At 43.6% G+C, this 22,736-nt stretch carries 27 protein-coding genes and 1 pseudogene; 4 read left to right on the top strand and 24 right to left on the bottom strand.

Features of this window, described 5'->3' with window-relative positions; all coding sequences use genetic code 11:
• Positions 1–10 precede the first annotated feature (10 nt).
• From H0266_RS08915 to H0266_RS08870, 10 genes are all read right to left on the bottom strand, one after another.
• On the bottom strand, positions 11–778 hold the full coding sequence (locus tag H0266_RS08915) for an SDR family NAD(P)-dependent oxidoreductase (protein ID WP_181472057.1): 768 nt from the start codon (positions 776–778) through the stop codon (positions 11–13).
• On the bottom strand, positions 775–1,935 hold the full coding sequence (locus tag H0266_RS08910; protein WP_181472056.1) for a thiolase family protein: 1,161 nt from the start codon (positions 1,933–1,935) through the stop codon (positions 775–777). The genes H0266_RS08915 and H0266_RS08910 overlap by 4 nt, the downstream gene beginning before the upstream one ends.
• Before the next feature lie 11 nt (positions 1,936–1,946).
• Positions 1,947–3,095, bottom strand: coding sequence for an acyl-CoA dehydrogenase family protein (locus H0266_RS08905; protein WP_181472055.1), 1,149 nt, complete (start codon positions 3,093–3,095; stop codon positions 1,947–1,949).
• Between the two features lie 389 nt (positions 3,096–3,484).
• Positions 3,485–4,261 carry a sulfite exporter TauE/SafE family protein gene (locus H0266_RS08900; RefSeq protein WP_181472054.1) on the bottom strand — a complete coding sequence of 259 codons (777 nt, stop codon included), beginning with the start codon at positions 4,259–4,261 and terminating at the stop codon, positions 3,485–3,487.
• A gap of 132 nt (positions 4,262–4,393) precedes the next feature.
• Positions 4,394–4,621 (bottom strand): sulfurtransferase TusA family protein, encoded by a 228-nt coding sequence (locus tag H0266_RS08895; protein ID WP_181472053.1) that lies wholly within the window; start codon positions 4,619–4,621, stop codon positions 4,394–4,396.
• 88 nt (positions 4,622–4,709) lie between these two features.
• Positions 4,710–5,846: an MBL fold metallo-hydrolase gene (locus H0266_RS08890; protein WP_425484297.1), complete on the bottom strand. Its 1,137-nt coding sequence runs from the start codon at positions 5,844–5,846 to the stop codon at positions 4,710–4,712.
• A gap of 34 nt (positions 5,847–5,880) precedes the next feature.
• Entirely contained in the window at positions 5,881–6,447 is a 567-nt protein-coding gene (locus H0266_RS08885; protein WP_181472051.1) for a sulfurtransferase TusA family protein, read from the bottom strand.
• Between the two features lie 45 nt (positions 6,448–6,492).
• Complete coding sequence (locus tag H0266_RS08880) at positions 6,493–6,789, bottom strand: rhodanese-like domain-containing protein (RefSeq protein WP_181472050.1); 297 nt, start codon at positions 6,787–6,789, stop codon at positions 6,493–6,495.
• Positions 6,790–6,805: 16 nt separating this feature from the next.
• Positions 6,806–7,285 carry a DsrE/DsrF/DrsH-like family protein gene (locus H0266_RS08875; RefSeq protein ID WP_181472049.1) on the bottom strand — a complete coding sequence of 160 codons (480 nt, stop codon included), beginning with the start codon at positions 7,283–7,285 and terminating at the stop codon, positions 6,806–6,808.
• A gap of 81 nt (positions 7,286–7,366) precedes the next feature.
• A complete protein-coding gene (locus tag H0266_RS08870; RefSeq protein WP_181472048.1) occupies positions 7,367–7,624 on the bottom strand; it encodes a metal-sensitive transcriptional regulator in 258 nt (85 codons plus the stop codon).
• Between the two features lie 157 nt (positions 7,625–7,781).
• Here H0266_RS08870 and H0266_RS08865 point away from each other — a divergent pair, with 157 nt between their 5' ends.
• Complete coding sequence (locus H0266_RS08865) at positions 7,782–8,504, top strand: DUF421 domain-containing protein (RefSeq protein WP_246363835.1); 723 nt, start codon at positions 7,782–7,784, stop codon at positions 8,502–8,504.
• A 58-nt stretch (positions 8,505–8,562) separates the two neighbouring features.
• Here the strand turns inward: H0266_RS08865 and H0266_RS08860 are convergent, their stop codons facing one another.
• A complete protein-coding gene (locus H0266_RS08860; protein ID WP_181472047.1) occupies positions 8,563–8,949 on the bottom strand; it encodes a DUF302 domain-containing protein in 387 nt (128 codons plus the stop codon).
• 249 nt (positions 8,950–9,198) lie between these two features.
• Here H0266_RS08860 and H0266_RS08855 point away from each other — a divergent pair, with 249 nt between their 5' ends.
• Entirely contained in the window at positions 9,199–9,939 is a 741-nt protein-coding gene (locus H0266_RS08855; RefSeq protein WP_181472046.1) for a Cof-type HAD-IIB family hydrolase, read from the top strand.
• A gap of 66 nt (positions 9,940–10,005) precedes the next feature.
• Here H0266_RS08855 and H0266_RS08850 read toward each other — a convergent pair whose 3' ends face one another.
• Positions 10,006–11,910, bottom strand: a complete 1,905-nt coding sequence (locus H0266_RS08850; RefSeq protein ID WP_181472045.1) for an LTA synthase family protein — start codon at positions 11,908–11,910, stop codon at positions 10,006–10,008.
• Between the two features lie 273 nt (positions 11,911–12,183).
• Between H0266_RS08850 and H0266_RS08845 the strand changes: the two genes are divergently transcribed.
• The gene (locus tag H0266_RS08845) at positions 12,184–12,753 is read left to right on the top strand and encodes a biotin transporter BioY (RefSeq protein WP_181472044.1); all 570 of its coding nucleotides are present in this window, start codon (positions 12,184–12,186) and stop codon (positions 12,751–12,753) included.
• Between the two features lie 34 nt (positions 12,754–12,787).
• Here H0266_RS08845 and H0266_RS08840 read toward each other — a convergent pair whose 3' ends face one another.
• The 8 genes and pseudogenes from H0266_RS08840 to H0266_RS08805 all read right to left on the bottom strand — a co-directional run bounded on the left by H0266_RS08840 (position 12,788) and on the right by H0266_RS08805 (position 18,787).
• Positions 12,788–13,087, bottom strand: a complete 300-nt coding sequence (locus H0266_RS08840; RefSeq protein ID WP_246363833.1) for a YrhK family protein — start codon at positions 13,085–13,087, stop codon at positions 12,788–12,790.
• 264 nt (positions 13,088–13,351) lie between these two features.
• Positions 13,352–15,010, bottom strand: a complete 1,659-nt coding sequence (locus tag H0266_RS08835; protein ID WP_181472043.1) for a b(o/a)3-type cytochrome-c oxidase subunit 1 — start codon at positions 15,008–15,010, stop codon at positions 13,352–13,354.
• Positions 15,007–15,480, bottom strand: a complete 474-nt coding sequence (locus tag H0266_RS08830; RefSeq protein ID WP_181472042.1) for a cytochrome c oxidase subunit II — start codon at positions 15,478–15,480, stop codon at positions 15,007–15,009. The genes H0266_RS08835 and H0266_RS08830 overlap by 4 nt, the downstream gene beginning before the upstream one ends.
• Before the next feature lie 13 nt (positions 15,481–15,493).
• Positions 15,494–15,610, bottom strand: a complete 117-nt coding sequence (locus H0266_RS08825; RefSeq protein WP_181472041.1) for a cytochrome C oxidase subunit II — start codon at positions 15,608–15,610, stop codon at positions 15,494–15,496.
• Between the two features lie 166 nt (positions 15,611–15,776).
• Positions 15,777–17,117: a PAS domain-containing sensor histidine kinase gene (locus tag H0266_RS08820; protein WP_246363832.1), complete on the bottom strand. Its 1,341-nt coding sequence runs from the start codon at positions 17,115–17,117 to the stop codon at positions 15,777–15,779.
• Complete coding sequence (locus tag H0266_RS08815) at positions 17,114–17,545, bottom strand: GAF domain-containing protein (RefSeq protein ID WP_181472040.1); 432 nt, start codon at positions 17,543–17,545, stop codon at positions 17,114–17,116. Before H0266_RS08815 ends, H0266_RS08820 begins: the two co-directional genes overlap by 4 nt.
• A gap of 12 nt (positions 17,546–17,557) precedes the next feature.
• Positions 17,558–18,213: pseudogene (locus H0266_RS08810) on the bottom strand (response regulator).
• Complete coding sequence (locus tag H0266_RS08805; protein WP_181472039.1) at positions 18,188–18,787, bottom strand: hypothetical protein; 600 nt, start codon at positions 18,785–18,787, stop codon at positions 18,188–18,190. The pseudogene H0266_RS08810 and the gene H0266_RS08805 overlap by 26 nt, the downstream one beginning before the upstream one ends.
• A gap of 149 nt (positions 18,788–18,936) precedes the next feature.
• On the opposite strand from H0266_RS08805, the gene H0266_RS08800 reads away from it, so the two are divergent.
• Positions 18,937–19,185, top strand: a complete 249-nt coding sequence (locus H0266_RS08800; RefSeq protein ID WP_181472038.1) for a DNA alkylation repair protein — start codon at positions 18,937–18,939, stop codon at positions 19,183–19,185.
• A gap of 47 nt (positions 19,186–19,232) precedes the next feature.
• Here H0266_RS08800 and H0266_RS08795 read toward each other — a convergent pair whose 3' ends face one another.
• The 4 genes from H0266_RS08795 to H0266_RS08780 all read right to left on the bottom strand — a co-directional run bounded on the left by H0266_RS08795 (position 19,233) and on the right by H0266_RS08780 (position 22,157).
• On the bottom strand, positions 19,233–19,823 hold the full coding sequence (locus tag H0266_RS08795) for a hypothetical protein (RefSeq protein WP_181472037.1): 591 nt from the start codon (positions 19,821–19,823) through the stop codon (positions 19,233–19,235).
• Positions 19,824–19,833: 10 nt separating this feature from the next.
• A complete protein-coding gene (locus tag H0266_RS08790; RefSeq protein WP_181472036.1) occupies positions 19,834–21,009 on the bottom strand; it encodes a ParM/StbA family protein in 1,176 nt (391 codons plus the stop codon).
• 410 nt (positions 21,010–21,419) lie between these two features.
• Positions 21,420–21,779: a rhodanese-like domain-containing protein gene (locus H0266_RS08785; RefSeq protein WP_181472035.1), complete on the bottom strand. Its 360-nt coding sequence runs from the start codon at positions 21,777–21,779 to the stop codon at positions 21,420–21,422.
• Positions 21,780–21,791: 12 nt separating this feature from the next.
• Positions 21,792–22,157: a rhodanese-like domain-containing protein gene (locus H0266_RS08780; RefSeq protein WP_181472034.1), complete on the bottom strand. Its 366-nt coding sequence runs from the start codon at positions 22,155–22,157 to the stop codon at positions 21,792–21,794.
• Positions 22,158–22,736: the final 579 nt, after the last annotated feature.

Here is a 22,736-nt window from a genome sequence, read left to right as displayed (position 1 = left end):
AAAGCGTCCGTTACCTTGGCTGCATACGAATAGCTCCGTCTAAACGGATCACCTCCCCATTCAACATGACATTCTCGGCAATGCTTAGAACAAGCTGAGCAAATTCAGCCGGTTTGCCTAGGCGATTAGGAAACGGTGTTTGACTTCCTAATGCTTCACGTGCAGACTCTGGGAGTTGCTCGAACATCGGGGTTTCAAATAACCCTGGCGCAATCGCCATTACACGGATGCCATGCTTCGAAAGTTCCCTTGATACAGGAAGTGTCATCGATGCAACAGCTCCTTTGGAGGCACTATACGCCGCTTGTCCAATTTGTCCGTCAAACGCCGCGATTGACGACGTGTTGATGATGACCCCTCGTTCTCCTTTGTCGTTCGGCTTATTCTTCTGCATGATTTCTGCCACAAGCCTCGTCATGTTGAACGTACCTACGACATTCACTTCCAATACCTTCTGAAAAGAGGCTAAATCATGGGCTTGTTCTCGTCCGACCACTTTCTCCCCAATCACAATCCCAGCACAGTTGATGAGGGTATTCACACGTCCGAAACGCTCAAGTGCTTGATCCAACATCCGTCTAACCTCTTCCTCAGACGTGACATCGACAGCTACAAACATAGCCTGTGACCCCAACCTACTCGCGAGTGCCTCTCCTTTCGCTTCGTCCCTGTCAGCAATCAGGACTTGCCCACCTTTCTCCACAATCGAAGTGGCGGTTGCTTCCCCTAGACCAGAGGCTCCTCCTGTAATGACGGCTATCATGTTTTCAACCTTCACCTTTCCCCCTCCAACCGTTCAATAATGGTGGCATTCGCCATCCCGAGTCCTTCACAGACGGCCTGCAAACCGTAACGTCCACCTGTGCGATCGAGTTCGTGCATTAAAGTCGTCATTAACTTAGCCCCCGTCGCGCCTAGAGGATGGCCTAATGCGATGGCTCCTCCATTGACATTGAGCTTGGCATGATCTACTCCCGTTTCCTTCATCCAGAACATCGGCACAGGGGCAAACGCTTCATTCACCTCAAACAAATCGATATCCTCAAGACTCAGCCCGGCTTTTTGCAGTGCTGTATGCGTCGCTGCAAGAGGTCCCGTCAGCATGAGCGTCGGGTCTGAGCCGACCACCGACCTTGTGACGATACGAAACTTTGGTTTTAGTCCAAGCGCTTCTGCTTTCGTTCTGGACATCAATAATACGGCTGCTGCCCCATCACTCATTTGACTGGCATTCCCCGCCGTGATCTTCCCACCTTCTTTAAACGCCGGTTTCAACTGTGAAAGGCCTTCCAAGGAAGTCCCTGCCCTCGGTCCTTCATCAACAGACATTGTCGACAACTGTCCGTCATCACTCGGTACTTCGATTTTCATCGTTTCTTTTTCAAAGCGCCCCTCTTCAATAGCTTGCAAAGCACGCCTGTGGCTTTCAACAGCATACGCATCCAATTCTTCTTTTGTCAGATCCCACTCATCAGCGATACGTTCAGCCGATAACCCTTGATTGATCAGTTCGTGTCTTTCCGTTAACCGGTCACTGTCCACCGCCTCTTGTCGATTGGAGAACATCGGCACGCGTGTCATGCTTTCCACACCTCCGGCAACGACGACATCCATATCCCCACAAGCAATCGCCTGTGAAGCGAAGTGAATAGCCTGTTGGCTCGAACCACATTGCCGGTCAATCGTGACACCTGGGACTTCAATTGGAAAGCCTGCAATCAACGCGGAAACTCTAGCAATATCACCCGACTGCTCCCCCACTTGTGAGACGCACCCAGCAATTACATCCTCCACTTCTGATGGATCAACAGACGCTCTTTGCATAAGCTCTTCTAACACGAGCGCGAACAATTCGTCCGGTCTTGTATGACTCAAGCGTCCTTTTCTTTTCCCTACAGGGGTACGTACAGCTTCAACAATCACAACTTCCTCCATGCTTTCTCCTCCTATGTAAGTCCTAGTTTTTTGGCGATGATGGACTTCATGATCTCATTAGACCCTGCATAGATCGCGGTCACAGGGGCATCTCGGAACCTTCTAGCCATTTCGTATTCTTCCATGTAGCCATAGCCTCCGTGGAGTTGCATACACTCCATCGCCACTTTTTTCACTAAATCGGTCGTCCACCACTTCGACATAGAGACTTCCTTCACGACATCCTCCCCATCCATATGGGCTTGGATGGTCCTATCCAGGAAGACACGTCCTACTTCGACTTCAGTCGTAAGCTCGGCTAATTTGAACTGTGTATTTTGAAAAGAGGCGATCGATTGACCAAAGGCCTGACGATCTTTTACATAGGAAATGGTCAACTCCAGCATTCGTTCGCAGGAAGCGATGGCTCCAATGCCGACAATCAATCGCTCCTGCTGCAACTGGTTCATCAAATAATAGAACCCTTCGCCTTCGTTCCCCAGCAAGTGGGCAGCCGGTACTTTGGCATCTTCAAAGATCAACTCCGATGTATCCTGACTATGAAGACCCACCTTGGCAAGCTTCTTCCCTCTCGAAAATCCAGGTGTGTCCTTCTCAACAACGAGAAGGCTGATTCCCTTATGGGCGGGCTCGGCCTTCGGATCCGTTTTACAAACGACGATGACAGCATCTGCATGAATACCATTTGTGATGAACGTCTTTTCACCATTCAGGATATAGTGATCGCCTTGCTTGATTGCAGTCGTACGAATAGACGCTAAATCAGAACCTGCCCCAGGCTCTGTCATGGCAATCGCTGTGATCCACTCTCCTGTGGTACACTTCGGTAACCACGTTCGTTTCTGCTCATCGGTTCCATAGGTATGAAAATAAGGAACGACGATGTCATTATGAAGCCCGATACCGATTGTTCCCGTTCCGACTTTCTCAAGCTCCTCATCAATGACGACAGAATACCCGAAGTCTGCATTTACCCCTCCATACTCTTCCTCCAGCCACGGGCACAAGTATCCTTGAGCTCCGAGTTTCCGCCAGAACGACCGCGGAATTTCCTCCTTCTTTTCCCATTCGTCAAAATACGGATAGGCCTCTTTTTTCAAAAAATTTTGTAAGGACTGACGCAATATGTCATGCTCTTCCGTTATGTATGATGCTTTCATGACAACCTCCTTATCCAGAAAATTCTGATTAATAATTCAAGCTATGTGTAGTATTCTTCCTTCACCACCCTTATTCCTTCTAAATTTAGAAAACGCTTACATAAATGCTCAGAAAAAGTATTTGAATAGCCCTAGCTCGTAAGTGTCCGATTTATAGCTTAAATTGTCCGGATTGCAGGGGGGATTGTCTGGTTTATCACTTCCCGTGTCCGAATCGTGGACAAATGTCCGAAATACGAGACCCCTTGTCCGAATAGCTCTAGCAGATGTCCGATACACTAAGCCCTTTGTCTGAATCCTACCTGCTCGTGTCCGGATCACTTTCCTATGAACAACAAAAACGCCGGATAGATGACACACTCACCTATCCGACGTTTCTTATCGAATCATTAGAAGAAATCCCACCATACTTTGATCGTTGTTGCTAGAATCAGCAACGCAAGTACAGTTTGGAGAACTTTCGTATTCACTTTTTTACCTGCCATAGCTCCAAGCGGTGAGGCGATAAGACTTGCGACAACCATGATGGCTGCCGGGAAATATTCCACTTGGCCTGTTGTCACTTTTCCTACAGTCGCTCCTATAGAAGAAATAAGCGTGATGGCAAGCGAAGAAGCAATGGTCATCCTTGTCGGAATCTTCAACACGACAAGCATGATCGGAACAAGCAAGAAGGCACCTGCCGCTCCTACAATCCCCGCACCTACACCAACGATCAGAGCGAGGGACGCTGCTAAGACTTTGTTAAATGTTACGCTTTCCAACTCCTGATCGTCTAAGCCTTTTTTAGGAATGAACATCATAATAGTCGCAATAAGAGCAAGAATACCATAGACCATGTTGATGCCATTCTCAGACATGAACCTTGAGCCATAACCACCGATAAAGCTACCAATTAGAATACTGACACCCATATAAAGAATCAACGATTTGTTCAAATATCCACCTTTACGGTAAGCCCACACACCACCGATCGTCGCGAAGAACACTTGAACGGCACTTATGCCGGATACTTCATGAGCGGTAAAAGCTGTGAACCCTACTAATGGGGGTATATATAAAAGCATCGGGTATTTAATGATGGACCCGCCAATACCTAACATGCCTGATAAATAGGACCCTACAAAACCAATAAGGAAGATTGTAATAATTAATCCGAATTCCATCATGTCTTACCTCCTTAAAAAAGGGAACCGTTCTAGGTTCCCTTTTGAATCTGTATCTCGTAGACAGAATATAACGTGAGATCGTTCCCCTCTGTGAAGAGTCATGTTCACTCTGCCTTAATAATCAAAGGTTTAGCCCTTTTGGATCCAGAACTTGAATACGCCATTGTCTTCTTCGTGTTGTAGAAGTTCATGACCACCTGATTTAGCCCAAGCTGTAAGGTCGCTTTTCGCACCTTGGTCCGTTGCATGAATCTCAAGAACTTCTCCTGACTCTACATCTTTAATAGCTTTCTTTGTTTTCACGATTGGCATTGGGCATGCAAGTCCTTTAGCGTCTAATACTTTTGATACGTTCATAATTAAAAACCTCCACATAATTTTACTTTCCTGAGAGTTGTACTCCCGGTTATTCTTCTATATCTTCTTCGATTCGCTAGCTGCTACTTTAGCGGACGGCACAGCGGTTTGGACCAACTTCCATTTCACGCTGTTTTTCATCATCCGGGTTGATTTTACCCATATTCGTTTCGCGGATTTCTTCGTACGCGTTCGGTTGTGGTGGCAAGTTTTCTGTCACCATTTTTCTGAACTCATCTTGGTCTTCGATGTTTAGTCCGTGGTTTTGGTTGAATAATACACCCAGTTTTTCTGCCACGGTACCGTCTTCGTTCAACTCATCCATGATCATGAAGTGAGCTGGAAGAACGATCAACTCGTCTGATAGCTCTTGGTAGCGCGTATAAAGTGTCTCTCTCAAGTCCATAACCCAGTCTTCTGCCTCACCAGCTAAGTCCGGACGACCGATCGAGTCAATGAACAGGATGTCACCGGTCATCAAGTATTGATTATCTACAACAAATGATGTGGATCCGATCGTATGACCTGGAGAATATAAAGCGTTAATATCGATGGTCGTGTTCCCGACCGTCACATTTTCGCCGTCTTCCAGCTTCGCATATTCAAACGTAACTTCTGTTGCGTCTTTAGGAGGCAACCAATACGTGCCACCTGTTAACTCTGCCAATTGACGTCCACCCGAGATGTGGTCCGCGTGAAGGTGTGTGTCAAAGACGTGTTTGATATCAACACCTAATTCTTTAGCAAAATCGGCATACACATCGGTCATACGTGTCGCGTCAATCACGGCAGCTTCGCCATCGGATACGACCATATAAGAGAGGCAACCTTTTCCGATACGTACGAATTGATACAATTCGCCACCATTGTTCAAATCATTCACTTTAATCGGTTCCAGGTGTTCACTCCACGCTTTCATTCCTCCACCGAAGGAATAGATGTTTGTCAGGCCTTCTTCCTCCAGCATTTCACCGACCATTTGGGAAGATCCACCTTTGGCACAGACAACCAGAATATCTTTGTCTTCTGGTAGTTGATCCAAAATCTCTTCGACACCGTCAAGAAGATCGAAGTAGGGAATGTTCAAGTAATCAAAGCTTGCACTTTCAATTTTCCAGTCTTGAAAAGCATCTTCTGTGCGTACATCAAGAATGAAGAGTTCTTCTTTATTCATTACTTTTTTCGCCACTTGCTTTGCCGTCATTTCTCTAATAGCCAATTTCATTTACCCCCCAAGGTATTATTTTTCGTAAAAAAATTTACTGGTTTGCTGTCGTATCGCCAGACCATTCGCTCATGCCTGGTACAACGTTATAAACTTTCATGAACCCTTGTTCTGTTAGCTTCTGAGCTGCCATATCACTACGGTTACCTGTACGACAAACGACATAGACGTTTTTATTTTCATCAAGTTCTTTCGCACGGTCATCCAGATCGCCGAGTGGGATGGATGTTGCATTCGGAATGTGTTCAAAAGCATACTCCGCTGATTCACGAACGTCTACGACGAGCGTGTTCTCATCTGCAAGAGCAGCTTGTAAGTCTTCATTGCTTACGACATTCGGGTGTTTTTTCTCCTGAGCATCTTCATCTCCGGATTTTCGAACGTAATGCTTCAATACGTCGCCATCTTCAATCGTTCCAAGGTAGTGGTGACCTGCGCTTTTTGCCCATGCAGCAAGATCGGCCTTTGAGCCTTTATCGGTTGCTTGCACTTCCAACACTTGGCCAGCGTCTAAGTCTTTGATTGTTTTTTTCGTTTTGACAATCGGCATCGGACAAGCGAGGCCTTTAGCATCTAACAAAAGATCCGTTTTGATTTCCATTCTTTCATCCTCCTATAACCCATAAGGGTATATGATATTGAAAAATTACTCGGTTTTACCTTCCCAACTCATCATGCCACCATTCATATTGGTCACATCGAATCCTTGTTGCTCTAGGAATTGTGTTGCCTGACTGCTTCGTCCACCTGAACGACATACCATGATATAGGAAGTAGATGAATCCAGTTCATTCGTACGTCCTTCAATTGATCCTAATGGGATGTGTTTCGCACCTGGGATTTTACCCGCAGCTACTTCTTCGTCTTCCCGTACATCAATAATGTTTAGATCTTCACCATTTTCTAGTTTCTTTTGAACGTCTTTTGCTTCGATCGTTTTCATTGTAAAAGTCCTCCTTTTAGATAAATAGGTTCACGTTACCGTCTTCTGCGTCACCAAGGTATGCGGCAACTCCGGCATATTCAATTTCATCTAGCAATTCATCTTTTTGTAAGCCTAATAAATCCATCGTCATGGTACAAGCAACTAAGTTAACATCCTGCTCTTGTGCCATATCAATAAGGTCTGGAAGCGGCATCGCATTGTGTTTCTTCATGACATTCTTGATCATCTTAGGGCCGAATCCTGCATAGTTCATCTTTGAGATGCCCATCTTATCGGCGCCACGTGGCATCATTCTGCCGAACATTTTCTCTAGGAAGTTCTTTTTCACGGTAACTTGCTCATCTTTTCGCAAAGCATTAAGTCCCCAGAATGTGTGGAAAATAGTAACCTCATGATCGTAAGCGGCTGCTCCGTTCGCAATGATATAAGCAGCCATCGCCTTATCATAATCCCCACTAAATAGAATGATATTCGTCTTTTTTGTTTCTGACATGGTTATTTCCTCCTTGTTATATACATATACGCGTTGGGGTATATAAAAAAGTAAAATTTTTTATCTTATTGAAGTTTTACTTTATCTACTTTTAACGAGCAATTGTACAGCTTCATTAATGGATTCTTCTGCACTTTGATCTTCATCTGCGTCTTGGATACACTCCACTAGGTTGGAGCTGACGACTAGACCAACAGTGCGATCAATAGCGCTTCGGGATGCTGAAAGTTGAGTAATGACGTCTTTGCAATCTTTGCCTTCTTCCATCATCTTCAGAACTCCTCGAAGTTGACCTTCTATTCGCTTCACACGATTCTTCATCGCATCATTGTATTCCATCGCTTTGACCTCCTTTGGTGGAGTTGTTTTTTCTGTCCGTTAAGAACAGTACATGACTTATAATATACCCCTATAGGTATAATGTCAACACCCTGAACTCATTTTTTTTAGTAACGCGCGCATTTAAGGAAAAGACTAAGTGTAAGAGGTGATTAGAATGGAGATGACCGAAGACATCATGAAGGTACTAGGAAGAATCATCACGATTCTCCCTCTTCTTTTAGCGATTACGATTTTCATGGGCAAGCGGTCAGTCGGCGAGTTGCCTGTATTCGACTTATTAGTACTACTGGTTCTGGGGTCAGTTGTGGGGGCAGACATTGCGGATCCTGAAATCAAGCATGTTCACACCGTTATTGCCATGATTGCCATCGCTTTATTACAACGTTGGATTATACGAATGAAACTAAAGAACAGAAGGATAGGGAAATGGCTTACCTTTGAACCGACAATCGTCATCTACAACGGAAGAATGATCGAGAAAAACATCTCAACTATTCACTATTCCATTGATAATATAATAGGCATGCTACGTGAGAAAGGTATCTTTATCATAGATGATGTAGAACTTGCAATCATTGAAGCAAATGGGATGATGTCTGTTAAGAAGATGGCCAGTAAAGAGCCGGTTACGCGTTCAGATTCAGGTGTCGTATATAGGGGGAGGGGTTATGAAGTGCCTTTGATTCTTGATGGAAAAGTAGAATATGATTCCCTTCACCGGTTACATAGGGATGAAGCATGGTTACGTCAATCACTACTGCAATTAGGAGTGGATGATGATGCTTCTGTTTTTTATGCAGCTGTGACAGACGCAGGTGAACTGTTTGTAACGGTGAAAGACGAAATAGTCTCTGATATACCCCCGATTTATCATTAGGATTTGTGAAAGCTCCTATGTAGCGAGAAAAAGCCAGGCAAATGCCTGACTTCCTCATCTATTGAACACTTTTATCCATACAAGCAATTAAACGCGTTTCAATATCACTGGCCATCGCCTGAATGTTTTCATCTTCTACCATGGCCGTGAGGGATGAAGGTTTAGGCATGCCGATTTTCGTTGTTCCTTCTTCTACGTAAACAACCATTTTACAAGGTAAGAAGTAGCCCGCCAATGTATTCTCATTTAACACCCGCTGTGCTTCTTTCGGGTTGCATACTTCTAGAATCCTAAAGTCTTGTTCAAATTCCAAACCTTTTTCGTTCAGTTTTCCTTTGAGATCGAAGTTCCAAAGTACCCCGAATTGTTCCTCTTTCAGACTTGACACAAGGCTCTCTACTGCCTCTTCTAACCCTTTGTCTGTAGAAACGGTATAGTGAAACATGAACATCCTCCTTAAAAGTATGATTCGTTTGTATTATACCCCGCTAAGTATAAGGATAATCATCATATTTCAGTATCAGGAACTTCCTAACTCTTCTATCAAGGAAACTGCCTTAACGAAGGATAGAGCTTGGATTCTATCGATCAAATAAAAGAAGACCACCAAAGATTTTAGTAACCAATAGTCTTTTGTTTGAACTCTCCCCGACATGTATTAAAATGAAGAGAGCACAAGAGAGGACGTGAGAGAATGGAAGCAAACATCAAACTGATCGCATTAGACTTGGACGGCACGCTTGTCAGTCATGAAGGTGACGTGTCGGAAGCCAATGCAAAGGCCGTCAAACAAGCCAAAGAAGCCGGGGTTCACGTTGTATTAAGTACGGGACGCTCTTTATCTAGATGCCGTGACATCGCTGAAGATTTGGGACGCTCTTCCTATATCGTGACCATTAACGGTGGTGAAATATACGACCATGAATTCAACTTAGTCGACCAGAACCGTCTAGACCATAAACACGTACGTAGACTTTGGGAGCTGAAAAAAGAGCACGGACTGCATTTTTGGTCATCGACCGTTCAGGGTCTCTACAACACATCTAGTCCTTTTGAGAATGAGGTTGAGGATTATGACTGGTTGAAATTCGGTTTCGACATAGAAGACGACGACGTAAGAGACGTCATTTTGCAAGAACTGAACGCGAATGAACACCTAGAAATAACGAACTCCAGCCCAACCAACATTGAAATCAACCCTGCCGGCGTCAACAAAGCCGCAGCATTGAAAAAAGTGTGTGAGTGGTTGGATTTATCCATGGAGCATGTGATGGCTGTTGGAGATAGTATGAATGACATAGCGATGATTCGTGAAGCTGGTCTAGGAGTCGCGATGGGTAACGCTCAAGACATCGTCAAAGAAGAAGCGAACTTCGTTACAGGATCCAACAAAGAAGATGGCGTCGCTCAGGCGATTCATAAAGTACTAAAATAAGCGGTATTCTATTTAGAAAGACACTAAAGAAGCTGCCTCCTAATTTAAGGAGGCAGCTTCTTTTTGTTATTCTTCTTGTTGATTGGCTTCTGTTTCAATCATTTGTGTCTCATCTAAATAGCGTAACAAGTCACCGTAGATGACGGAGTCGGACATTTCAAGCTCTTCCTGAGCCTTTTCAAATCCTTCTGTACACGCATCTTCCGTTTCTACTTTCTCACCTGTTTCACGATCATAGCAAACACCTTGAATGCCTACATATTCTTCGTTAGCAAAGTCACCGTCACGCGTAATCATCATTTGACGACGATCTGGATCCATTAGGTCATGACCAAACTGAACAGGGTTCGGATCTTCAATACCTAGTAAATTCGTAATCGTCGGGCGCAAGTCGACTTGACCACCAACCGTATGGTTCTTCTGCCCTTCAATTCCTTCACCATAGATCAGCATGGGAACTCTTTGAAGTTGGAATTGTTCGTAGTCATTGATCTCTTTATCTAGATACTGCCCCATTGCTTTCTGGTGATTTTCAGAGATTCCGAAATGGTCACCATAGATTACCAGAATCGTATCATCATAGAATTCGGACTGTTTGAATTTCTCAACAAACTGTTTTAAAGCCTCATCCTGGTATCGAATCGTTTGGAAATAACGGTTCAATGTACCACTGTTTGTTTCCCCTTCTTCGATCATCTTCTTATCTTCTGGAAGATCGAAAGGATAGTGGTTTGTCAGTGTAATTAATTTAGAGAAAAATGGTTTGTCCATTTCTTCCATCTTGTCTAATGAATCTGAGAAGAAGTACTCATCCAAGTAACCCCATCCATAAGACTTTTCTGGGGTAATCGTGTAGTCTTCTTTCGAGAAGAAGTCATCATAACCTAGAGAATCATAGGTTACGTTACGGTTCCAGAACGTTTTGTCGTTCGCATGCATGACGTTTGTGAAGTATCCATTGTCGCTAAGCAACCCTGGCAGCCCTTTATACTCGTTCTCAGAGTGCGTAAAGAATACAGCTCCACGATTCAATGGATACATGGAGTTTGCTAATAGAAACTCAGAGTCTGACGTCCTTCCCTGCTTCACCTGGTGATAGAAGTTATCGAAATAAATCCCTTCCTCTTTCAGGTCGTTGAAGTACGGCGTCAGTTCCTCACCGTGCAACGTATTATCTACAACAAATGTTTGTGTACTTTCTAATGAGAGCGCAATCACATTCTTACCTTCAGCAACGCCTTCCAAATTGTCGCTGTCAGCCTTCTTGTCCTCGTTTAAGTAGTTGATGACAGGGACAAGTTCGTTACTGTCAGCTAACGTTTTTTTCATTTCTGTCTTTCCTTGCAGAACCGCATCGTAGACATGATAGTTGAGCAAGCCGATATATTTCACCAGCATATTACGGTCGAACGTACGCTCAAGCAAATCTGTACGCTCCGTTTCTGCCCATTGCAAGTTCACAGCGAACAATGGAATCGCGATTACGGCCATGATTAGTCCTTCGCGACGCTTCGGCATGAACCTAGTCAGACGTTCGGGGTTTAAATAGAATAATAAGAAAGCGGCAATCAGAACGTCTACAAATAGAAGAGCGTCTGTAAGACTAAGGATTGTTCCGATACTACCACCTAAGTCAGCCAAGTTTGCGACTTGGTTTAACATCGGGATCGTAATGAAGTCATTATATTCCCTATAAAAAAGCACATTCACATATAAAAGCACTGAACCAAGAATATAGGAAACGAGCATTCCTTTACGCCCAGCCAGTAGAATACCTATTCCGAAAATAAGGAAGATACTACTTAGAGGGTTAAAGGCTAAAATAGAAGCCTCGTTCGCATTCTCTACTTTTAATGAAAAGATGTTGCTTTGTATATAAGACATTTTGATCCAGAATAATCCGACGACCAAAGCATAAATAGCTAATTTAGATGCAGTTGATTTGTTCAAATATTTTTTGGATGTAAACATTGTAAAACCTCCGTTAATTTTACATTACCCAATTTTAACTCATTCGAAAGCATTTGTGTACAAATAACGCATAGTTTAAATAATCTGACACATTTGTTACTGATTTATCAATTGTTTGCAACAAAAAAATGAAGCATAGGTACTACAACATACATTTTTTTCTAGTTCATACAGCTTATTCAAAAGTTTATAGACAGAATAGTCGAAATATCCTTCCTTTTTTGAATTTGTTAACTTACAATATTAGCAGTTAACAAAAGGGGGAGGATATGAATGAATCAGCAAAGTGAAAAATTAAGAACTCTCGTGAATTGTTCCATCTTTGCAGCTATTACCGCTATACTGGCCCAGATCGAAATCCCTTTGCCTCTCGTCCCTATAAGTGGACAAACACTCGCCGTAGGGTTGACCGCAACAATTCTCGGTAGCAGACAAGGGGCGATTGCCATGATGGTTTATGCCGCAATCGGAGCAGTAGGTGTTCCTGTCTTCGCTGGGTTTAAAGGGGGAGCTCAAGTATTAGTAGGTCCAACCGGTGGGTACATATTCGGTTTTATAGCAGCAGCCTTTATTACGGGGATTATTCTTGAAAAGACTCGATTCAATTTGACGATGGCGATGTTGGCGAATGTCATAGGGATGGTCGTGACGTTGATCTGTGGCACAATCCAACTGAAGTTCATTGTTGATTTAACGTGGTCAGAATCCATGGCCGCAGGGGTTTATCCATTCATTGTCGTCGGACTGATCAAAGCCTTCTTAGCAAGTTGGATCGGGATTACCGTGCGTCAACGACTAGTAAAAGCTAAGTTCATTAAGGAAACTCCTAAAAAAGCAGCTTAATACAGATCAATAGCCGCTACATCATATGTAGCGGCTATTGTTTGCTATCATATTCTTTTATATAGTGCTTCTTTACATGGAACCTGTGAATGATGCGAATCGATGGTCGGATAAGGATCTGAATACTCCCCAGCATAAACAGTAGGATCCCCCATTCTTTTGAAATCTCAAAATATAAACAAATACTTCCTAACAAGTACCAAATACCTAGCAGAAAGTCGTTCAGCGTGTACAAAACTTCGTACCTCTTTTTAAAGAAAAGGCCATGGCGGCCCATCTTGATCTCGACATATTGACTTTTTGTATGAGCTTTTGCATTCGCGTTTTCAGACATTGTTCACACCTCCACCCTTTACGATGCCCCTGTTATCATGGATGTATGATAACAAATCACTTTCTCTCTCATACGCTCGCTTTGATTTCCGAGGCAATAACTCAGGTGAGAACTATGTAGTAAAAAATAAAAGACCGGGCAAAAACCCGGTCTAAGCCTCTCTACTCATCTGTATTCAACTCTACTAAGATGGCACTTAAAACAACAAATAATATCGTTAAAGATATGGTCACTGCAAAAGCGAATGTCATATGATCCTCTCCTCTACCATGTTTGGAAGCGTTCTGAACCCGGTGGTGCATGTTGAATGATGTCACTTAACGGAATGGTATAAGCTAAAGCAATCAATATAAACGCGATACCGATCCATATTTTCCAATTCTCCAAGAACGCGGGCGTCGTGGAAGCGTCGCTCTCAGCTATAGGAAACGTCATGAAGTGTTCTTGATCGGCTTTTGGTGCAATCCACCAAAGCTGTACAATGATATAAACTAACAAAACCGCAGAGATGAATAGAATCGACCCGCCGACAGCCATCGTCACGTGATTAGAAAGAATTCCGTCAAACCAGGCAAACGCATCGTCATGGGCGTACCCCGTATATGCTGTCCGTCTAGGCGCACCGAGCAATCCTAATAGATGCTGCGCTGTACTCATGAGTAACATTCCGACAGACCATGTGGCGATTTGGATAAACGCCAGTTTCTGCAGTGACTTAGTGAATACGCGACCTGTCAAATAAGGAACGATCCAGAACGTCAACCCGAAGAATGTCATCGCAACCGGTGTTCCCACTGTTATATGGAAATGCCCAACCACCCACAAGGTATTGTGAATCAATTCGTTCATCTGAAAACTTGCATTGATGATCCCGCCAGCACCTCCAGGAATAAAGAAGAACATGGCTACAAAAATGGAAGTGAACCGAACATCTCGCCATGGGAGCTTCCTTACCCAGCCGAACAATCCCCTTCCGCCAAGCTCACGTCCTCTCAGTTCGAAGGTTGCGAATAGAGAGAAGGCGGTCATCAAAGATGGGATAATGACCATGAACGTCAATACCGTCTGAAGGAATTTCCAGAAACTAGCGATGCCTGGCTCTGTCAACTGATGGTGAAAGCCCACCGGTATGGAGAATAAAATAAATAGAATAAAGGATAATCGAGCTAATGAATCACTGAATACCCTACCGCCTATGATCTTAGGTACGACAATATACCAAGCCATATAGGCTGGCAGTAACCAGAAGTAAACAAGCGGATGTCCAAAATACCAGAACAAAGAGCGGCTCAGTTCAACATTAATGCCGTCGGTCCAACCAAACGCCCAAGGGATGAATTGAAATAGGACGGTAGCTACGACGCCTAAACAAGCAATCACCCACAGAATGATTGTCGCAATCGTCATGAAGGCAAATAAAGGACTCAACTCTCCTTTATGCCGCTTTCTCCACACTACATAATGACCGACAAGAGCAAAGCCTTGAATCCACGTGCCAATGACGAATAGCGCAAGCCCCACATAGAATAATCCATGCGCTTGCAAGGGAGCATAGAACGTATAGAGAACGGATGCTTGACCAGATACCACCATCACCACGATCAGTAAGGTCCCGAATAACGTCACGTAGAAACCGATCCAACTCCACACGCTCGTTTTTCTTCCGAATGCACCTAATGTGCGACTCATACCTGATTGAAAGAAAGCAAAAATAAAGAACGTGGTGAAGACGATGGCTAATAACAGCCCGTGCGCTGTGAGAATTTGATAATAATCCAACCATGCCGGCAGTTTCAATGCATCATTTCGAATGAACACTTGCAGCAACCCACATAGAGTACCGATAATGAAAGCAAGGTAGGCCACCCCGATATTAGCAAGCGATAATTGACGATCGTTTCTTACAATCTGAACATCCTTCATTGTTCAACCACCTCGATTTCCGTGCTCATAAAGTGATGGCCCGATCCACAGTATTCATTACAAATGACCAAGTAAGTACCAGGTTCCGTAAACGTATGCTTCCTGTGATTGATTTGTCCGGGAATCGCCATCATATTGACATTCGTTCCGACTATAGAAAAACTATGGGTCACATCTTCACTCGTGACGCTGAATAAGATTTCTTCTCCAACTGGCACTTGTAAATCCCCCGGATCATACCCGAAAGCCATCGCGATCATGGCTACTTCATAAGATCCGTCCTCTTTTTCGTGAAGACCTGGTTGATCAAAAGGAGCTGTTTCCCTGACCTTATTCGGATCAATCGTCATATGTCCTCCAGAGGGCGTGTTTCCCTGATGAAAAGCACTGACCCCGACAACAGATAAAAAGACAATAAGTGCGGCAACTCCGAAAACCAACCAAATTTTTTCGTATTTGTGAAAATGCATGTTGTTCTCCCCCTTATAAACGACTCACATACAAGAAATACACACTAACCCACATGAAAATAATGATTCCACCAACAAAAAAGACACTGATGAGCGTTCCTTTTAGATTTTGTTGTTGCGGCTTCTTCATAAAGCCAGCCTCCTTATGTAATGGACTTATCTCCATTCTATGAAAGGTTCAGAAAAAACATCATTGGGGAATTCCCCCATATTCTCTCAAAGAAGCCCTCATTTCAGATACGGGGTATATGAATAACAAACAAAACGCTTAACCATAAAAAAAGAAGCCTGACATGTCAGGCTTCTAAAGGAACTTGAATTTCTACTTTTGTACCTCCACGAGGTGGACTTGATAAGCGGAAGGAACCGCCCACCGAACGGGCCCGCTCCTCCATACTGAATAACCCTACACCCTTTTGCTTATCTCTTTCTCTAATGCCGACTCCATGGTCTTCTACAGACGCAACCACACTTCCCTCAACTTCATAGATGTGAACATCTGCTTCTTTTACGCCAGCGTATTTTCGTACATTCGTTATGGCCTCTTGCACCACTCGATAAATCGTCGTCTCCAATTCAGGGGAAAGTTTATTCGGAATATGAGCTTCGATGTGGACGACAAAGCCATAAGAGTTTTCTAAGCGGTTGATAAAGGAACGTAGCGCTGGCATTAACCCAAGTTCATCCAACGCAGAGGGCCGCAATTCCCAAGACATTTCCCGGACACTTTGAATCAAGCGGCTTGTATCTGCCTCCAATTGTTCGAGAATCGGATGTTCTACCTCCTGCTGCAACCTGTGCATACTAATTAGCAGGCTATATAGTTCCTGGCCAATGCCGTCATGGAGTTCCCGGGAAACTTGTTTCCTCTCCTCTTCTTGAACGTGAATGAATCGGGTCATCATTTTCTGCAATTCTTCTTCTACTCGTTTTCTTTCCGTGATTTCACTTCTGATGGCTAAGTATTGGTACGGCTTACCTTGTTGATCTATGAAAGGGACAATGGTTGTATCCACCCAGTAATAACTGCCATCTTTGGCGCGATTTTTGATCTCCCCCTTCCATACTTGTCCTGAACCAATCGTGCGCCACAGCTGCTTGAAAAACTCCCTGGAGTGATGTCCAGAGTTAATCAACCGGTGATCGCTACCGATGATTTCTTCGATAGGGTATTTGGAGATTTCACAAAACTTCCGATTCGCATATTGTATGATTCCCCTCTGATTCGTCAACGCAACAATGGATGACTCATCTAAGGCGTACTTAATTTCCAGTAACTCTTTCAATGGTTCATAGGCATGGCGATCCAACAAACTTCTTTCAACTAAGTTTTGAATGGTGATGAACCATTGCCCTGCTTCTTCCTTCCACTTGTGCACGACAATAAATACCGGATAGGGATCCCCCGATTGAGGTTTCAAATAGTGTTGCAGCAATACATCCCTGTCGCAGTTCTGTAAATCCTCAAGCGTTAAATCTAAAAACAGGTCGTCGATATGAACGCACTCTGTAGTATGTCGCTCCAATAATTGTTTGGCTTTATCGTTCATGCCTTCCACTTTCCCATCACTACAGATAACAATGAACCCTTCCTCTTGCGATTGCACAGGAAGAGCTTTACTAGAATACTGGTTCAAGCGTAGGCCTCCTTCTCGATCAACATATTCGTCAGTCGTTCCGCATAAGATCCCCATATTTGCTTTGAAGGTAGCGGACTCACCGTGCGATATCCAATGAGTAGAACAGCTCCGAATAATCGGTCTGTTCGCAAAGGAATCGCAACAAAGCTTTGCAGTTGCTCCGATAGGACAATCGGATACTTCCCTAAACGAGAAGGGAGCTGCTCTCGGCTTTCGCAAGACCAGACACGCCCCGTCTGTATCACTTTCCCTGCGACTCCTTTTCCGTAGCCGATATGCATACGGCGATATCTTTCATTAAGCGGCTTTACCGCATACCTCCACTGAAGCTGGTTCGTCCGTTCATCCAAAAGAGCAATCATGATGGTAGACGCTTCCGTTTTACCTAAAAGGTCCAAGCACACATCTTCTATTGATGATTCCATTCACTCTCCCCCTTACGATGTATAGCCGATCAACCCTTTTTTCCATGCATATTCCACAAGTTCCGGCCTTGTTTTCAACTGAAGTTTTTCCATGATATGCGCCTTATGCGTCTCTACTGTTTTCACACTTATGACGAGCTTTGCCGCTATATCCTTATTCGCATATCCTTTAGCCACTAAAGCTAACACTTCCCGTTCACGGTCAGTCAAGTTACGATAAGAGTCCACTAGTCCTCCTTGCTTCAATTTCGTCAAATAATCATCCATCAAACGCTTTGTCGCAGATGGATATAAATAAGCATCCCCTCGGGCAACTTGTCGAATAGCCTTTGTCAATTCTTCGTGTGGCGCATTCTTTAAAATACACCCTGATGCACCTAATTCAATTCCACGGAATAAGTACTCCTCATCATCATGCATGGTCAAGATGAGAATATTTGTATCAGGGAACTGCTTTTTTATTTCAGAGGTTGCCGACAACCCGTCCTTTCCGTGAGGCATTGATAGATCCATCAATACGACGTCAGGCTTTTTTCTTCCACTTGTCCAAGCGCTTCATTTCCCTCAGAAGCCTCTCCTACCACTTTCATATCATCCAAGGAGTCCAATAACATCTTTAAACCAGACCGAACTACTGCATGATCATCCACGATGACAAGACGTATCATCATCTATTTCCCCCTTTTTCCAATAACATTCCATCAATCCCGGTCTTTGGAAAATATTCACCTTCATGTTCGTATCATTCTTTAATCCGTCCCTCAATCCCTTCTCATTGTCATAAATATTCCCGTTATCTAACGAGAACACTACCTTCCACGTATCGCCTGCTATGTCCACAACAATCTGGTTACAGCCTCCCTGATCCATCACCCATTGCAAAACCAACTGAAAATAACGAAAAGAAGGAAGTTCATCCTCTAAAGGAAGCGAGCCATCTGAAGTGAAAAAGACAGGCACACCGTAGCGTCTTTCTACACCGCGCATATAAGGAGCGAGAGACAACTGCAACGTTTCACCATTCGCAAAATACGGGCATACTTCCTTAGAATGAGCTTTCATCACATTGATGGTATAGGAGATGATTTTTTTCGATTCCTCAATATCCTTTTCAGTCCCATCCAAGTAGTGAAGAGCGCTCATTAACAAATGCGTGCAATTTTCGTGCAAGTCATAAGATACCTCCATCATCATCGATTCGTACAAATCCGTTAAACTTTTTAATGAATATATGGATCCCAATACCGCTCACCTCTATTACTTACTAATACATTCAATTCTAGGCTTTATAGGAAGGGATGAATAGTAGGGGTTTCCCTGATTTTTTGGTTACATTGATAAAGGATAAAGAACTGGGAAGTGGGAGAATCTAATGGAAGGAGGTGGAAATCATGACAGCTTACTTATGTCCAGGCTGTAAAACCAACCGTTCACGATTTAATATCATTGAACAGCGTCCGAGGTCGATTAAGATGGACCCCCGAACGGGAGAAGTCACTTCGGAGTATCAAGAGGGAGAACTTGACGCATTTCATACTGCCTATAAAGGTCCTGACAAAAAAGTTCAATGTGGGGCATGTGGGTTGATTGAAGACGAAAAATCCTTTGCTGCTTACGCCGAACACAACAAATTGTCCTAAACGAACCAAAAGAAGCCCCTGCGAATGGACAGGGGCTTCATCATCGTTTATTGATTCATTCTCGATAGAAAATCTCCTAAAGGATCCTCATCGTCTTCTTCGTCATCTTCTACTTCATCTGTATGCAAATCAACTTGTAGGTTGTCCAAACTTAAATCAGCCAAGTCTTCATCACTGCTTGTCTCCATCGAAGTGTTTATTGTTTCTTCATCCGCAGATACCACTTCTTCTATGAATCCTTCAGGTTCCTCTGCCGCCGCTTCTTCCTGAAGGTAAAGAGCTTCGTCAATGTCTGTGGCATTGCTGTTCAGGGAAGCGAGAAGGGAGGTCGCACGCATAGGATCCATCAGTAACTGATACAGAATAGAGCCGATCAGCGCCTCTGAATGCTCGTGCTTGATCCAGTTCCGTTGCTCTTTGGAGAGAGATTTGGGGAGGGGGACGGTTATCGTCTCTTTTTCCTTGGATAAGGATTGATTCACCCCTTCCAGAACGAATTGAGCGATTTTACTCGAAAAATTCCTTCTTTCCGTCTCCTTTAAATGTGAGAGTTGCTTCAACAAATGGTCAGGAGTGTCCGAGGGGACTCGGAACGTAATGGACTGTCCCCTCTCAACACTTCTTCTAGATTGAGTCATTTTACATCACCTATTTAGATGAAGCGGCTTTTTGCTCTTCTTTTTTTGATTGCTTTTCGTTTTTGCGAATATAGTCAGCAACCAGCTTATAGTAAGCATTGGCCATCATCCAGATGCTCTCGTTTTCATCTTCAAAGAATTCGATGTTGAACCCATCTAACTTATTGTTCAATGTTTTGATGTAGTCTTTTAGTACAGCTGATCCACCACCTACGAAGTAGCAAATTTCAGACTGGGAGTTCTTCTGCCATACATTTCGAAGGTAACGGTACTGTTTCTTCGCAAGTTCAAGCAATATACGATCGGTGATATCATGTACATTCGTACGGCTACCACGAACCATAATATGGTGACGGTCGTTTTTACGTGTAATGATATCGACCACATCACGGCGACTGTCCAGCTCGACCCCATGCTTGGTCAAAATTTCATCACGAATCATTTCCAAGGACTCTGCAACCCCTAAATTAAATCCTTGTGCCTTATCATCATCCACATTTCGGTTGCGAATAACAGCGATATCCGTAGATAGACCACCAATGTCTTGAATCAAGATTTGCTTATCAATCAACTCTTTATTGATAATGTTCAAATCGTTATCCATAACAAGGTTCACATAAGCAGCAAACCCTTCTGGGTACACTTTGACCTCATCAAATTTCAAGTTTACTTTGATGCCCTGATATTTAGGTGTTACAAGGAATTCGACTTGGTGAACAGAACCAAGTAGTTGAGAACGATAGCCAACATCTTTTCCTTCTTTCACTTCTCGTAAAGGAAGTCCCGTACCCAAGGTATAATTCGCTTCCACAACATTGTTCTGTGAGGATTTCGCATCTTTACCTTGAACAGCGTCTAATGCGAGAGAAGCGAAAAGCATGATCAGAGTCTGGTCTTCTTCGGACTTGTAGCTTCCCGGATCGAGCTCGGTCGAGTTTGTCGTCTTCGTAGCAAGGTTTCCAACACGGTAAATGGCATTATTTTCCCTCAGCGCTGGTGAATGCACTCGAATATGTAGATTATCGAGTGGGTCTTTTTCGTCTAACTCTTCAATTCCTATAACAGGACGGTCTTCTAAATCTCTCGCGATGACGTTTGGAATATACAAGGAAGACTCTAGTTTCCCAAAGTTTGCCTTCACCGCATCATTTCCTACATCTACCGCAGCAATTCTTGATTTTGTCATCAGTCAGCTCTCCTTTATGAAGTTTGCTATATTTTGGTTGTCACTAGTTTAAATCTAATAAACTATCACCGATTAGTCAATGCGCCTTAAGATGTACCCATTTTTGCTTACTTGCACACAATCAAGTTTACACGTACACAGATTTGCACACATACCACCATGTAGTTTTGCGTACGCGTTTGTACACATGTAAACAGAATTGTGTACTCAGTGTTTACTTTTTGTTTGCATGTGTGCATTTTGCAATCAACTACATAATATCGAATAATTATACAATATTCTCCACAAAATCACGGACTTAGCATCCATTTAAATATTCGAGAACCTGGGCTGAGTCTATCTTTAGTTTTGAAAAAAAAGAAAAAAACATAGGGTGCGTTATCCTATGTTTTCGGTATGTGGAACCTCACCTATGATAAAGTGTTGATTCCGCCTTTAACATTGATTAGTTTAGTAAACCCTTTTCTCTTTAATAATCTTGCTGCTTTCATGCTTCTCATCCCACTCTGACAGAGCAATACAATCGTATCATTACGATTCAATTCATCTGAACGTTGATTAATCTCTGATAAAGGAATGTTTTGAAAGGGTTTCTTCGATTGTCGCTTATACTCACCTGGCGTTCGTACATCAACAAATACATGAGATTCATCTGCCTTGAGTTGTTCAATCTCTTGGCCGGAAATCGATGAAATTCCTCTCGAAGGCATGATTGTACGTCCAAAAAACCATACGGCAGCTAGTATGATCCCCCACTGAATCCAATCCATAATTACACCTCCCTATTCACCACCTAAGCACGGAACTTGCTGATAAGCAGAGTCACAGGCACGTGTGTACCCTACAACCTTATGACCTTTTTTACGCAATAACCGCGTACACAAGTTTTTCTCTACCTCGTCATGAACAATAAGGACAATGTCCTGACGTGGTAGATCACGATAGTGGCGGCTCAAATAGGAAAGAGGAATGCAATACGCCCCTTCTATACGATCTTTTGCAGAAGTTTGGTAATCACGTGCATCCAATAAGACCACATCGTTCGTCCATTGATCGACGGTCAACGGTTTGACACCTGTAACAGGCATATATCGATACAAGAAGAACAACAATGCAAAGATTATCAATGTCGTTAAGATATATATCATTGTTCATCTCCTTTTCTAATTGTTAATCTGTGTCAATAATATACCTATAAGGGTATTTGTGTCAACAAGGTTGCTTATGTGAACACAGATACTCCTATTACACAACCTGGCAGTAACCTTGAACACTCGATTTCGAGACTTTTTAGTGAGGAAGGGGGAGATGGGGAACGAGTCGCTTTCCGTGGGGCGGGCGCTGAGCCTCCTCGAGCTAAAGCTCTGTGGGGTCTCAGCTGTCCCACTTAATCCCACAGGAGTCTCCCCGTTCCCCATCTCCCCTTGCCAAAATAGTCTCTCGAAATCACACACCGAAAAGTGGAGCCGTGAACAATGCGACTCTAGCAAGATGTATTGGATGAACGCAGCCCCATTCGGACATTTCCTCAGCCTATTCAGACATACGTGCTTCTTTTCATCAATGAATGGTCCGACTAACTGTTTTGGATGGGTGTGGTGGGAAATGGCGAGACTCTCCCCCGGGAGAAGGACCAAGGCGAGAACCCCACAGGGAGTGTTAACGATCGGGAAGGCTTGGCGGTTCCCCCTCAGGAAAGCGAGTCATTTCCCACCACATCCTAGACT

This window comes from Halobacillus locisalis (genome assembly GCF_013694105.1).
Taxonomy (GTDB): Bacteria; Bacillota; Bacilli; order Bacillales; family Halobacillaceae; genus Halobacillus; species Halobacillus locisalis.
This window is presented reverse-complemented; position numbering and strand designations above follow the sequence as displayed.